The sequence below is a fragment of the Rathayibacter sp. AY1C4 genome, assembly GCF_002932195.1.
In the GTDB taxonomy this organism is placed as follows: Bacteria; Actinomycetota; Actinomycetes; order Actinomycetales; family Microbacteriaceae; genus Rathayibacter.
Window position 1 is genome coordinate 124,756 of record NZ_PSWE01000002.1, and the last position, 13,031, is coordinate 137,786.

Consider the following 13,031-nt stretch of genomic DNA (forward strand, 5'->3'; position numbering starts at 1 on the left):
AGGGGGAACGGGTCAGGGAAGCCGGCTCAGGGCCCGACGGCTCCGGCGGGGAGGAGCCCGAACTCGACGAGCTCGTCGTCGGTGAGCAGTCGGCTGCGGATCATGAAGCGCTTGCCCTCGGGTGCTTCGACGCTGAATCCGCTGCCCCGCCCGTCGACGAGGTCGACGGTGAGGTGGGTGTGCTTCCAGTACTCGAACTGGGAGCGGGACATCCAGAAGTCGATCGGATCCAGGCCGTCGAGCCGGAGCGATTCGACGAGCACGTCCGAGGCGCCGGTGCGGAACGTCCCGGCGGGGAAGCACATCGGGGAGCTGCCGTCGCAGCATCCGCCCGACTGGTGGAACATGAGCGGCCCGTGCAGCGCCGTCATCCGGCGGAGCATGCCGGCCGCCTCCGCAGTGACGTCGACCCTCGTGGAGGTCATGAGTGGTGCTCCTTCGCTCGTGGTGCGGAATGTCTGTGTGCGCCCGACCGCTGACGGCGGACGCTCCTCCGGGCGGCGTCTCGATACGCCGCTGAGCGGACTACTCGATCAACATGAGGGGGCGCCCCCTCGTCCGATGCCTCGCCCGAAGGGCCGAGCACCGTTCTCCCGCGCGCCGTCAGGTGCCTCGCCCGCAGGGCCGAGCACCGTTCACCCGCGCGCCGCCAGGTGCCTCGCCCGAAGGGCCGAGCACCGTCCTTCCGCGCGCCACCAGGTACCTCGCCCGGAGGGCCGAGCACCGTTCTTCCACGCGCCGTCAGGTGCCTCGCCCGCAGGGCCGAGCACCGTCCTTCCGCGCGTCGCCAGATGCCTCGCCCGCAGGGCCCAGCACCGAACGACGGATCCGCGTGCCAGCGGATCCGTCTCGGTGCGGACGCTCCCCGCTCCTCCCCACCCGGCCACGTCGGCGAGCCGACCGCGGCACGGGCGACGAGGAACGAGGAGCCCGTGCCAACCAGCTCAGAAGAAGCCCATCGGTCCTTCTGCGTAGGAGACGAGGAGGTTCTTCGTCTGCTGGTAGTGGTCGAGCATCACCTTGTGGTTCTCGCGTCCGATGCCCGACTGCTTGTAGCCGCCGAATGCCGCGTGCGCGGGGTACTGGTGGTAGGTGTTCGACCAGACGCGGCCTGCTTCGATGGCCCGGCCTGCGCGGTAGAGCTGGGCGCCGTTGCGGCTCCACACTCCGGCGCCGAGGCCGTAGAGGGTGTCGTTGGCGATGCCGATCGCGTCGTCGAAGTCGTCGAAGGAGGTGAGGGCGAGGACGGGTCCGAAGATCTCCTCCTGGAAGATGCGCATCGAGTTGCGGCCCTCGAACACGGTCGGGTTGACGTAGTACCCGCCGCTGAGCTCGCCGCCGAGGTCGGCGCGGTCGCCGCCGATGAGCAGCTTCGCTCCCTCCTGCTTGCCGATGTCCATGTAGGAGAGGATCTTCTCGAGCTGGTCGTTCGAGGCCTGGGCGCCGATCATCGTCGCGGTGTCGAGCGGGTTGCCCTGCTTGATCCGCTTGACCCGCTCGAGGCCGTCTCCGACGAAGTCGTCGTAGATCGAGCGCTGCACGAGCGCCCGCGACGGGCAAGTGCAGACCTCGCCCTGATTGAGGGCGAAGAACGAGAAGCCTTCGAGCGCCTTGTCGTAGAAGGAGTCGCGTTCCGCGGCGACGTCGGCGAAGAACACGTTGGGGCTCTTGCCGCCCAGCTCCAGCGTCACCGGGATGAGGTTCTCGCTGGCGTACTGCATGATCAGGCGGCCGGTGGTCGTCTCGCCGGTGAAGGCGATCTTCCGGATGCGCGGGTGGGAGGCGAGCGGTGCGCCCGCTTCGAACCCGAATCCGTTGACGACGTTGAGCACGCCGGCGGGGATGAGGTCGCCGATCAGGTCGAGCAGCACGTGGATGGACGCCGGCGTCTGCTCGGCCGGCTTCAGCACCACGCAGTTGCCCGCGGCGAGCGCCGGTGCGAGCTTCCACACGGCCATCAGGATCGGGAAGTTCCAGGGGATGATCTGCCCGACCACGCCCAGCGGCTCGTGGAAGTGGTACGCGATCGTGTCGTGGTCGATCTCGGAGACGCCTCCCTCCTGCGCGCGGATCGCTCCGGCGAAGTAGCGGAAGTGGTCGATGGCGAGGGGGATGTCGGCGGCGAGGGTCTCGCGCACGGGCTTGCCGTTCTCCCACGTCTCGGCGACGGCGAGCAGCTCGAGGTTCGCCTCCATGCGGTCGGCGATCTTCAGGAGCATGTTCGAGCGCTCGGCGGGGCTGGTCTTCCCCCAGCTCGCGAACGCTTTCCAGCCCGCCTCGACGGCGCGGTCGACGTCGGCGGCGGTGCCGCGGGCGATCTCGCAGAAGGGCTTCCCGGTGATCGGGGTGATGTTCTCGAAGTACTGGCCGCTCGCGGGGGCGACGTGCTCGCCTCCGATGTAGTGGTCGTAGCGCGAGCGGAAGGAGGCGACGGATCCCTCCGTGCCTGGATTCGCGTAGACCGTGGAACCGGGCTCCTGCGGTGCCTGCTCGGCGACCTGGTCGGCGTACAGCGTCATGTGGACCTCCATCGACGTCGTTGTCGTGGGCGCGGGGTGGGCGCCCGGTCCTGACGCTACGTCGCGGGGGGTTGCACGACGTTGCACGGGTCGACGCACCGGCGGGAGCGGCGAGGACGGAGGCCGGGCGGAGACGCGGCCGCCCGAGGAGGAGGGCCCGGCGGCCCGGACCTCAGACGCTCGCGAGCAGGCGCTGGGCGATCCGGCTCATGTAGACGCCGTAGGTCACCGTGGCCGCTGCGGCCCCCGCGCCGACCCAGGACCACACCTGCGGCCAGGCGGAGCCGTCGACGAGGACCACGACGACTCCGATCGCTCCGACCAGCGTCGTCCAGGTGGCGAGCCAGAGGTCGAGGGTCCGGCCGAAGATCCTCGCCATCGGGTAGAAGTGCAGGCCCACGATCACGGCGATGGCCGGCACGAGGAACCGCTCGAGCCCGGTGCCGGTGAGGACGCCCACCGCGACACCGATCAGCACGCCCTCCGCGGCGAAGACCGCCCCGAACAGCAGACCGTTCGGCTTCGCCGCGTGGTCGGCGTCGGTGAGCTCCACCGCCATCCTCCGCCGGGCGACGAGGAGGCGGACGGCCTGCACGGCGAAGACCACGGCCGCGAGCGCGCAGAGGGTCACGGCGGTCGTCGCCGCCGGTGCAGGCCAGCCGACCGTGGTGTCGCTCGCCCACCACATCGTGAAGACCGCCATCAGGAGCAGACCCCCCGCGACTCCGCTCGCGAGGGCCCGGGGAGGTGGTGCGAGGGTGCTCATGCGTCGAGGCTAGCGAGACGGCTCCGCGGCTGGACGCTCCGGCGGGAGTCCCGGGAGCGACCGGGACGGCTCAGCGCTGCTCCGCCTCGATCGTCTCGAGGTGCGCGGCGACACCGGCACGCCGCGGCGAGCGGGGCGGGAGGACGCGCAGGAGCTCCCGCCACACCTCCGCGTCGTCGCGGCCGTCGGGGCCCTCCGCCCAGGCGAGGAGGGTCGCGGGCGCCGCATCGGCGAGGACGCTCGCCCGCACCCGCAGGCGCAGCTCGCCGGCGATCGCCCGGATCCCCGGCGCCTCGGACGAGGGCAGCGGCGCGCCCCGGTACGCGTCCAGGGCGAGGCGGTGGGAGCCGCGGTCGAGCAGGCCGAGCACCTGGCGGGCGTCGAGGTCGACCGGGCTCGCCAGGCGGTAGGGGCGCGAGAGGGGCACCAGGCGCGGGAGGGTCGGCTCGAGCGCGCGGCGCAGCCGCACCATCTCGGCGCGGACGGTGACCACCGCGTCGTCCCGGCCGTGGAGCAGGAGGGCGAGCTGCTCGGCCGAGAGCCCGGCCCGGTGCCAGGCGAGCAGGGTCAGGATCTCGGCGTGCCGGGTGCTCAGCTCGAGCGTCGCTCCGGCGGCCGTCACCAGGCCCGTCTCGCGCCCGAGGACCCGCAGGCTCGGCGCCCGGGCCGCCGCTGTGCTCCGTGCAGCGGGCCGCCGCGGGCGGAGGAGCCGCTGCACCATCAGCTCGCTCTCGACGGCGGCGGCGGTCGCCTCCATCAGCGGGAGGGTCTGCGGGGCGACGACGTCGGCGCCGCCGGTGATGTCGATCACTCCGAGGATCTCGTGCGTCTCGGGGTCGTGCACGGGGACGGCGGTGCAGCTCCACGGGTGCACGAGCGAGGCGAAGTGCTCGGCGCCGTGGATCTGCACGCCGTGATCGAGCACGAGGGCCGTCCCCGGCGCGGACGTCCCGACGTCGGGCTCGGCCCACGCCGCGCCCTCAACGAACGACATCCCCTCGGCGAGGCTCTTGAGGTGCTGGTCCCCGTCGATCCAGAGCAGCCGCCCGAGCGCATCGCCCACCGCGACCAGCACGCCGCTGTCCTCGTCGGCGTCGCGCACCAGCAGGCGGCGGATGACCGGGAGGACCGAGGCGAGCGGATGCCCGGTGCGGTACTCGCGGAGGTCGTCGCCCGAGAACGAGAGCGGTGCCGTCAGCCGGTCCGGATCGAGGCGCCGCCGCCGTGCGCGCTCCCACGACTCCTCGACCAGCGCGCGCCGCCGACCGCTGCCAGGGCGGGCCAGCCACGGGTTGGTCATGCGCTCCGCCTCGTCGTCGGGTCGGTGGGAGTCGACGCTACTCCGCGGAGCGCGGCGGCGCCTCTGTCCGCGCACCGGAACGGCGGCGCCCCCGCACCGCCAGCAGCAGCACCGCCGCCACCAGCACCGCGACGCCCAGGACGGCTCCCGCGGTCAGCCGCTCCCCCAGCACCGCCACGCCGAGGAGGGTCGCGGTCGCCGGCTCCAGGAGGGTGAGCGTCGAGACGGTCGCCGCGGGCAGCGCTCGCAAGCCGCGCGCGAAGAAGGTGTAGGCCACGGCGACCGTCACCACTCCGAGCCAGAGCACGGCCGGGATCGAGCCGGAGAGCCGCGACGGATCGCCCAGCAGCAGGAACGGGAGCGCGAGCAGCGCCGCGGCTCCGAACTGGGCTCCCATGGCGGCGACGGGGCTGAGCCCGCGCTCGAGCAGCAGCTTGCCGCAGACGGCGTAGAGCGCGTAGGAGGCGCCGGCGCCGGCCGAGGCGGCGAGGCCGGGGAGCGTCACGCCGCCGGATCCGCCGCCGCTGAGGAGCACCACGCCGACCGCGGCGAGCGCGGTCGAGGCGAACCAGCGCGGGCCCGGGGTCGTCCGCAGGACGAGCCACTCCAGCAGGCCGGTGAAGGCGGGAGCGGAGCCGAGGGCGACGATCGTACCGACCGCGACGCCGTTCTGCGCGGTGCCGGTGAAGAAGGCGGGCTGGTACGCGGCGACGCCGACCGCTCCGAGCACGACGAGCAGCACGACGGCGCGGGTCGGGCGGGAGCGGCTCCGCCGGCGCAGAGCCTCCACGCCGAGGAGAGCGGCCAGCAGGGCGCCGCCGAGGACGATGCGCGCCGCCCCGAGGAGGAGCGGATCCACGCCCGCCGCTCCGAGGGCCTGGGCGGTCCCCGTCGTGCCGAAGCAGACGGCGGCGAGGAGGACGGCGCCGATCGCCGAGGTCCGGGCCCCGCTCATCCCGCCCCGCTCCCCCGGCCGCCTGATGACCGGCTCCCAGTGTCCCAGGGATGGGCGCGTGCTCTTCCGCCTCTCGCACCGGGGGCCCAGGATGGAGGGACCGGACTAGCGGAGGAGCACGACGTGGGCATCGCGGAACCGTTCGACCTCGAGGACCACCACCGCAGCGCGCACGGCGCCCTGCGCGAGCACTTCTCGGTGCGCGAGTTCGAGGAGGTGCCGCTGGACCGCGAGGCCATCGTCGCCACCGCGTACCTGCGGGCGATCGAGCACGCCACCGTGGCCCGGGTGCTCCCCCTCGCGCGCGCCCACCCCGACGAGCAGGTCCGCGCGTTCGCGTCCGTCTGGGCCGCCGAGCGGCACCGGATCGCCGACGCCCTGGGCGACGTGCTCGCGGCCTCGCCGCAGATCCGCGGCATCGACATCCGCCCGCCGGAGCCGACGGTGAGGTCGCGCCCGCTCCTCGACCGCGCCGCGGCCTCCCTCGCCGGCCCCGTCGCGCTGGCCCTCGCGGTGGACGCCCGGGTCGCGGTGCACGGCTACCGCCGGCTCGCCCGGCTCTCGCTGCACCCCGAGATGGAGCGCCTCGCCGAGACGGTCACGGGCATCCTGGAGCGGCAGGCCGACTTCTTCACGGTGCACGCGGCGGGACGCCTCGGACGCCCGCTGCCGCGCCGGGTGCAGGCGGCCGGCCTGCTCGCCGTGCTGCGCCTCCCGATCGGCGAGGCCGACCTGCCGGAGGCTCTCGCGCGCGAGGGCCGGGAGCTCGTCTTCGGCCGGGACGACGGCGGACTCGACGGGATCGACGCGGGCGTCGTCGCGGCGTTCGCGCTGCCCTGCACGGCGGCCCGGCGGCTCGTGCACCCGTACCGGCCGGTGTCGATCCGTGCCGCGCACCGCCTCGGACGACTCGCGGCCGACACCCGCGCCGCCGTCACGACCCTGCTGGAGCAGGTGCGCGAGTAGCGGCGGCGCTCAGCCCAGCAGCTCGCGCACGTCCTCGGCGGTGATCCCGCCGGTGGCCGCCGCGCCGTCGTCCGACATGACCGCGGCGAAGAGCGCGGCCTTCGCCTCCTTGAGGGCCATCACCTTCTCCTCGATCGTGTCCTTCGCGACCAGGCGGTAGACCATGACCGAGCGGGTCTGCCCGATGCGGTGCGCGCGGTCGACCGCCTGCGACTCGGTGGCGGGGTTCCACCACGGGTCGAGCAGGATGCAGTAGTCGGCCTCGGTGAGGTTGAGCCCGAAGCCGCCGGCCTTGAGCGAGATCAGGAACACGCCCGCCGCGCCCGAGCGGAACCGATCGATGACCTCGTCGCGCTTCTTCGTCGCTCCGTCGAGGTAGGCGTACTCGATGCCCGCCGCGTCCAGCCGCCCGCGGACCCGGCCGAGGAACCGCGTGAACTGGCTGAACACCAGCACGCGGTGCCCCTCGCCGAGTGCGTCGCCCAGCAGCTCGTCGAGCAGGTCGAGCTTGGTGGAGGGCACGCTCTCGTGCGCCTCGTCGACCAGTGCCGCGTCGAGCGCGACCTGGCGCAGCACGGTCAGCGCGCGGAAGATCGCGAAGCGGTTCTTCTCGAAGTCGCCGATCAGGCCCAGCACGCGCTGCCGCTCCCGCGCCAGGTACGTGTCGTAGACCTTCCGCTGCTTCGGGCCGAGCTCGACCTCGAGGGTCTGCTCCTGCTTGGGCGGCAGCTCCTTGGCGACGAGCTCCTTGGTGCGCCGCAGCATCAGCGGGCGGATGCGCCGCCGCAGCTGCGAGAGCTTCTCGCTGTCGGCCTCGCGCTCGATCGGCTTCTGGTAGAACTCGACGAACCCGGCGGGCGAGGGGAACAGGCCCGGAGCGACGATCGACAGCAGCGACCAGAGCTCCATCACGTTGTTCTCCATCGGCGTTCCCGTGATGGCCAGCTTGAAGGGCACGTCGAGCCGGCGCGCGAGCTGGTGCGTCGCCGACTGGCGGTTCTTGACGAACTGCGCCTCGTCGAGGAGGAGCCCCGACCACTGGATGCCCGAGTACGACTCGTAGTCGAGCCGGAACAGGGCGTAGGAGGTGACGACCAGCTCGGCCTCGCCGATGACGCTCGAGAGCGCCTTCCGCTTCTTCTTCGACGTCTCGTCGATCCCGACGACGCGGAGGTCCGGGGCGAAGCGCTTGGCCTCGCCGACCCAGTTGGGCACCACGCTGGTGGGCGCGACGACGAGGAACGGGCGCGGCGAGGTGCCCGCCTCCGCGGCCGCGGCGCGCTGCTCCTGCATCACCCGGGTGACCAGGGCGAGGGACTGCACGGTCTTGCCCAGGCCCATGTCGTCGGCGAGCACGCCGCCGAGCTGGTTGTCGTAGAGGAACGAGAGCCAGTCGTAGCCGAGCTGCTGGTAGGGCCGCAGCTCCACGGCGAAGCCCTCGGGCAGGACCCGCGACTCCAGCGCACCGGTCGCGGTGAAGCCGGAGAGCCCCTCCACGGAGCGGCGCCAGGCGGCGGCCTGGGCCTCCACGACGCCCAGCTCGACCAGCTCGTCCCAGAGGGAGGACTGGAACCGGCTGATCCGCAGGGTCTCGCCGGGGTCGTCCGAGAGCTCGCGGGCCTCGGCGATCAGCTCGCGGAGGCGGCCGAACCGCTCGTCGTCGAGGGCGAAGTAGACGCCGCTGGGCAGCACCATGTACTCGTCGCCGCGGGCGAGCGCGAGGAAGATCTCGGCCAGCGGGACCGCCTCGTCGTTGACGGTGACGGAGATCTCGAGGTTGAACCAGTCGCGGCTGTCGGGCTGGGCGACGGTCTGCACGGCGACCACGGGGGCGGTCTGCGCCTCGCGGTACTCGACGCGCTCGCCGATCTCCTCGATCTCGACGGTGCCGAGCTCGCGGAGCCGCTCGACCTCGCCGGTGAGGAAGCCGACGGTCTGCATGCCGCGCAGGTCGAAGGTGGGGCGCAGGCGCCTGCTCGACGGGGACACCAGGGCGGGCGTCGACTCCGGGTCGAGACCCGCTCCCACGAGGGAGTCGAGGATCCGCTGCTCGGCCTCGGGGTCGCGGTAGCCCGCGTCCTCGCCGACCCGCAGCGGGAGCCGCTCGGCGTCCACGCCGCCGCGCGCCCCCTCCACTCCGTAGCGCCACCACCACGAGCCGCGCAGGCCCGCGCCGTCGGTGTGCTCGAGGGTGAGGCCGAGGCGCGGCTCGGGCACCGCGGGCGCCTCGAAGGAGCCGTCGCGGGAGACGATGTCGAACAGCCGGTGCAGCCGCTGGTAGTGCTCGGTGAGGAACGCCGACTCCTCGGCCACCGGGATGCGGATGGCCTCGCGGCTCCAGAGGAACGTGCGCGCGGAGGACAGCAGCGGCGCGGCGAACGGGATGAGCGTGACCGGGCGGGCGCGCATCTCGTCGCCGCCCTCCCACGTGTAGAGGCCGACGGCCGGGTCGCCGATGAAGCCGAACTCCTCGGGCGCCGGGTGGTCGCCGATCGCGACGAGCGAGCGCAGCTCGAGGCCGGCGGCGGTGCGCGTGACGTCGATGGAGGCGGTGGCCGTCGTGTCGAGGATCTTCAGCGGCGTCTGGTCGCGGTCGCCCATCACCAGGCCGATGCCCGCGCGGACGGCGCCGTGCAGTGCCGCCCAGATCGCCTCGCTCCGGCACTGGTCGAGGTAGAGCCAGGTGTCGGGCGAGTAGTAGCTGGAGGCGCTGTGCCCGGAGAGCAGGCCCTGCATCTCGCGGATCACGTCGATCTGGCGCTCGTCGTAGTCGTGGCTGTAGTGCAGGTAGCCGAGGTCGCGCCAGCTGGTGCCGGTGCGGACCCAACGATCGCGGTCGCCCATCCGCACCGGGCGCACGCCCAGGCGCGGGCGCGGCTCGGGCGGCGGCCGGTAGGAGTTGTAGCGGCCGGGCGGGCGACGCACGGGCTCGCCGGGCAGCAGCTCGAACTGCAGGCCGAGCGGGATGCCGGTGTGCGAGCGCTCCGCGCCGGCGAGGAGTGGGGCGAGCGCGCTGCGCCACTCCGGGACGGCGTCGACAGCGGCCTCGCCCGGGAAGGGACCGGCCACTCCGCCCTCGCGCTCGCGGCGCAGGGCCTCGATCAGGACGGCGGCGACGTGCTTGCACTCGTGCTTGACCGGGCAGCTGCAGGCGCCGCCGAGGAGGGTCCAGTGCTCGCCCTCGTCGCGGAGCTGCACGCTCACGGCGTACGGCGAGCGCCCGGATCCGCGGACCTGGCCGAAGAGGCGGGTGCGGCCGCCGAACCACTGCAGCTCGCGCACGCGGCCCTCGTCCGCGTACGCGGTGCCCTTCTCAACGGCGGCGGTTCCGACGAGGGCGCGGATGTCCTGCTCGGAGAAGGGCTCGTGGCCGGCGGTCACCGGCCCGGGTGCGGCCGACGGCAGCACCTCACCGGGGGGACTCTGGCGGGCCATGGACCTCACGCTCTCCGCGCTCGAACGAGCGCATCCGTCTATTCAACCCGATTCCGGAGGCGCTGCGAGCCGCGGGCCGGGATCCGTGGAGGACGCACGGCCGTCCCTACGATGGAGGGATGCCCCGTCTGGCCGTCGTCTCGGCGCACACCTCCCCGCTCGAGCAGCCGTCGACGGGCGACGCGGGCGGGATGAACGTGTACCTCGCGGCGGTGCTCCCGGAGCTGGCGGCGCTCGGCTGGGAGATCGAGGTGCTGACCCGCGGCGAGGGCGTCCGGAGGCTCGCGCCGGGTGTGCGGGTGGTCGGCGTGCCGGTGCCGGCGGGCGACAAGTACGCGCTGGCGTCCGCGGCGCCGGAGTTCGCGCGCGCCGCGGAGGGGGCCGACGTCGTGCACTCGCACTACTGGGTGTCGGGCCTCGCGGGGGCGCTCACCGGCCGGCCGCACGTGCACTCGATGCACTCGGGCTCGCTCGCGAAGAACGCCCGGCTCGCCCCGGGCGACGTCGCGGAGCCGCAGCAGCGGATCGACGCGGAGCGCTCCGTGCTCGCCTCCGCCGACGCGATCGTGGTGGCGGGCGCCTCGGAGCGGGAGGACGTCGTCAGCGGGTACGGCGCGGAGCCGGACCGGGTCGTCGTGGTGCCCCCCGGAGTCGACGCGCGGTTCCGCCCGGGCGGCGGCGAGCGCTCCGGAGTCGTCCTGGTCGGCCGGGTGCAGCCGCTCAAGGGCCAGCTGCTGGCGGTCGAGGCGCTCGCGAGAATCGCGCCGGCGGAGCGGCCGGTGCTGCGGCTGGTGGGCGGGGCGGCACCGGGCCGGGAGTCGTACCTCGACGCGGTGCGCGCCGCGGCGGCTCCGCTGGGAGACCGCGTGCTGATCGAGGGGGCCGCCGACCGCGACCGGGTGGCGGAGCGGCTCCGGAGCGCGCAGCTGGCGCTCGTGCCCTCGGCGGCCGAGACCTTCGGGCTGATCGCGCTCGAGGCGGCCGGCAGCGGCACTCCCGTGCTCGCGCGCAGGACGACCGGCCTGGTGGACGCGGTGCGCGACGGCGGGAGCGGCGTGCTGCTCGACTCCGACTCCCCCGCGGCGTGGGCCGAGGCGATCCTGACCCTGCTGGGCTCGCCCGGTGAGCTGGCGCGTCTCGGCCGCGGCGGCGTCGACTGGGCGGCCGCCCACTCCTGGCCGGCCGCCGCCGCCCGGCTGGACGCCGTCTACCGCAGCCTGTCGGCTCACTGAACGAACCCCGAACCGTCGACGGACCCCGCTCCGCCGGGTCACCTCGACGGGTCGGGGCTCCCTCGGTGCAGGGATGATGTCAGTCGGCGATGGCGGGGGCCCCGGGGTCGAGGCGGGCGCCGCGAGTGGAGCGGTACCAGGGCGCCAGGCGGTCGGGCGAGACGGCGACCATCGCGGCGCCCGTGAATCCGGCGTCGTTGCCGAAGCGGGCGGGGACGATCTCGGTGCCGATGTCGAGGAAGCGGGCGAACTCGTCGAAGACGTGCGCCGCCGCGCCGCCGATCACGAACAGCTGCGGCGAGAGCAGCATCTCGAGGTGCCGGTAGTAGACGCTGAGGCGACCCGCCCACTCCTCGAGGGTGATGCCCTCGCGGCGGACGGCCGAGAAGCCGACCTGCGGCTCGAAGTCGGGACCGTCGATGTGCAGGTGCCCGAGCTCGGAGTTGGGGATCACCACGCCCTCGTGGACGAGCGCCGTCCCGATGCCGGTGCCGAGGGTGGTCAGCAGGAGGAGGCCCTCGCGTCCGCGCATCGCGCCGAACTCGCGCTCGGCGACCCCCGCCGCGTCCGCGTCGTTGACGACGACGACGTCGACCCCGGTCGCCTCCGAGAGGAGGGCCTGCGCGTCGAGCCCGACCCAGCGCTGCGAGACGTGGGTGGTCTGGCGGACGATGCCGCCGCGGACGATCCCGGGGAAGCCGACGCCCACGGGCGTGCCCGCGATCGGCGAGACGTCGCGGACGATGCCGGCGATCGCCTCGGCGAAGTCCTCGGGCTCCTTGCCCAGCGGGTTCGCGACCGCGAAGCGCCGAGCCGCCCGCTCGCCTGTGGTGACGTCGACGAGGGACGCCTTGATCGACGTCCCCCCGATGTCGACGCCGACGGCGAAGCGCGGGAGGAGGCCGTCGTGGGGCTGGGTCACGGATGCTCCGTCTGCAGTGGTGGCGAGTGCGGGGACTCGGGAAAACGGTCGGCCCGTCGGATCCGGGATCGCGACGAGCCGAAGGCGATTCTACGAGCCGTCAGGTGCGCGCGGGCTCCGAGAGGGCGCGGAGGACGAAGTCGATCACCGGCTCGTAGAGGTGGACGGCCAGCCCGTCGTCGATCGGGACGACCACCTCGATCGAGCCCTGCGCCTCGGCGACGAACACCGCCGGGTCGTTGCAGTCGGCGATCGCGATGACCGGCAGCCCCCGCCGGCCGGCCGCGCCCGCGAAGCCGTGGTCGGCGACGACCAGGTCGGGGCGGACGCCGAGCTCGTCGAGGCGGTCGAGCAGCGCGTCCATCGGCTCCGGCGAGTGCGTGTGCTGCAGCCCTCCCCCGCGGTAGACGCAGGTGACCCCGCCGGTGCACCACAGGGCCTGGTGCTCGTCCGCGAGAGGCACGCGGATGCCGTCGGGGGCGGCGAACGGGAGCGCGTTCACGTCGATCACGCGGGCGCCCCGCTCCGTCGCGGCAGCAGCGAAGCGGCGGTAGACGTCCATCAGGGTCGCGGGGTGCGCGGTGGCGAACAGGAGGAGCGCCCCCTCGCGGACAGCGGCGGCGAACCGCTCGCGGTAGCGGGCGAGCCCCGCGACCGTCAGGCGGGCGTCGATCCGGTCCTGCCCGCTCTCGAAGGAGGGGTCGGTGCTGATCCCCACGCGCTCCCCCATCAGCGCGAGCAGTCTCTCGAACGTCCAGTCCTCCGCCACGTCCACCCCGTAGAGGTGCGCGGGCTCGCGGGCGGCGAGGCCGCGGAGGTTGCCGAGGTTGCTCGCGCGGCCGGTGAGGACGTCCCCGGCGAGGAGGGAGGAGTCGAGGTACGCCTCGAGCTCGGAGTCGGGAAGCGGCATGCGGGACCTCTCGATCGACGGGGAGC

At 73.8% G+C, this 13,031-nt stretch carries 10 protein-coding genes; 2 read left to right on the forward strand and 8 right to left on the reverse strand.

Going from position 1 to position 13,031, the window contains the following annotated elements; translation table 11 throughout:
- Nucleotides 1-26: 26 nt before the first annotated feature.
- From C5C99_RS01760 to C5C99_RS01780, 5 genes are all read right to left on the reverse strand, one after another.
- Complete coding sequence (locus tag C5C99_RS01760) at nt 27-425, reverse strand: DUF779 domain-containing protein (protein ID WP_104339497.1); 399 nt, start codon at nt 423-425, stop codon at nt 27-29.
- Between the two features lie 519 nt (nt 426-944).
- Nucleotides 945-2,519 carry an aldehyde dehydrogenase family protein gene (locus tag C5C99_RS01765; RefSeq protein WP_104226069.1) on the reverse strand — a complete coding sequence of 525 codons (1,575 nt, stop codon included), beginning with the start codon at nt 2,517-2,519 and terminating at the stop codon, nt 945-947.
- A 172-nt stretch (nt 2,520-2,691) separates the two neighbouring features.
- On the reverse strand, nt 2,692-3,285 hold the full coding sequence (locus C5C99_RS01770; RefSeq protein ID WP_146083079.1) for a hypothetical protein: 594 nt from the start codon (nt 3,283-3,285) through the stop codon (nt 2,692-2,694).
- 70 nt (nt 3,286-3,355) lie between these two features.
- Nucleotides 3,356-4,585 (reverse strand): GAF domain-containing protein, encoded by a 1,230-nt coding sequence (locus tag C5C99_RS01775; RefSeq protein WP_104224191.1) that lies wholly within the window; start codon nt 4,583-4,585, stop codon nt 3,356-3,358.
- 37 nt (nt 4,586-4,622) lie between these two features.
- Nucleotides 4,623-5,540: a DMT family transporter gene (locus C5C99_RS01780; protein ID WP_104339499.1), complete on the reverse strand. Its 918-nt coding sequence runs from the start codon at nt 5,538-5,540 to the stop codon at nt 4,623-4,625.
- A gap of 123 nt (nt 5,541-5,663) precedes the next feature.
- On the opposite strand from C5C99_RS01780, the gene C5C99_RS01785 reads away from it, so the two are divergent.
- Nucleotides 5,664-6,506: a hypothetical protein gene (locus tag C5C99_RS01785; RefSeq protein ID WP_104225933.1), complete on the forward strand. Its 843-nt coding sequence runs from the start codon at nt 5,664-5,666 to the stop codon at nt 6,504-6,506.
- A gap of 9 nt (nt 6,507-6,515) precedes the next feature.
- On the opposite strand, the gene C5C99_RS01790 is transcribed toward C5C99_RS01785, so the two are convergent.
- On the reverse strand, nt 6,516-9,941 hold the full coding sequence (locus tag C5C99_RS01790) for a DEAD/DEAH box helicase (protein ID WP_104233442.1): 3,426 nt from the start codon (nt 9,939-9,941) through the stop codon (nt 6,516-6,518).
- A gap of 119 nt (nt 9,942-10,060) precedes the next feature.
- Here C5C99_RS01790 and C5C99_RS01795 point away from each other — a divergent pair, with 119 nt between their 5' ends.
- Nucleotides 10,061-11,173: a glycosyltransferase gene (locus C5C99_RS01795; protein ID WP_104339500.1), complete on the forward strand. Its 1,113-nt coding sequence runs from the start codon at nt 10,061-10,063 to the stop codon at nt 11,171-11,173.
- Between the two features lie 79 nt (nt 11,174-11,252).
- Here the strand turns inward: C5C99_RS01795 and C5C99_RS01800 are convergent, their stop codons facing one another.
- Both C5C99_RS01800 and C5C99_RS01805 read right to left on the reverse strand, forming a co-directional pair.
- The gene (locus C5C99_RS01800; RefSeq protein WP_258063591.1) at nt 11,253-12,095 is read right to left on the reverse strand and encodes an ROK family protein; all 843 of its coding nucleotides are present in this window, start codon (nt 12,093-12,095) and stop codon (nt 11,253-11,255) included.
- 100 nt (nt 12,096-12,195) lie between these two features.
- Nucleotides 12,196-13,005 (reverse strand): phosphatase, encoded by an 810-nt coding sequence (locus C5C99_RS01805; protein WP_104261467.1) that lies wholly within the window; start codon nt 13,003-13,005, stop codon nt 12,196-12,198.
- Nucleotides 13,006-13,031 lie beyond the last annotated feature (26 nt).

What these genes read in the sequence shown, in the direction of transcription:
- C5C99_RS01765 (WP_104226069.1), bottom strand. Translation starts at nt 2,519, where the DNA reads ATGACGCTGTACGCCGACCAGGTCGCCGAGCAGGCACCGCAGGAGCCC.
- C5C99_RS01780 (WP_104339499.1), bottom strand. Translation starts at nt 5,540, where the DNA reads ATGAGCGGGGCCCGGACCTCGGCGATCGGCGCCGTCCTCCTCGCCGCC.
- C5C99_RS01760 (WP_104339497.1), bottom strand. Translation starts at nt 425, where the DNA reads ATGACCTCCACGAGGGTCGACGTCACTGCGGAGGCGGCCGGCATGCTC.
- C5C99_RS01795 (WP_104339500.1), top strand. Translation starts at nt 10,061, where the DNA reads ATGCCCCGTCTGGCCGTCGTCTCGGCGCACACCTCCCCGCTCGAGCAG.
- C5C99_RS01790 (WP_104233442.1), bottom strand. Translation starts at nt 9,941, where the DNA reads ATGGCCCGCCAGAGTCCCCCCGGTGAGGTGCTGCCGTCGGCCGCACCC.
- C5C99_RS01770 (WP_146083079.1), bottom strand. Translation starts at nt 3,285, where the DNA reads ATGAGCACCCTCGCACCACCTCCCCGGGCCCTCGCGAGCGGAGTCGCG.
- C5C99_RS01775 (WP_104224191.1), bottom strand. Translation starts at nt 4,585, where the DNA reads ATGACCAACCCGTGGCTGGCCCGCCCTGGCAGCGGTCGGCGGCGCGCG.
- C5C99_RS01805 (WP_104261467.1), bottom strand. Translation starts at nt 13,005, where the DNA reads ATGCCGCTTCCCGACTCCGAGCTCGAGGCGTACCTCGACTCCTCCCTC.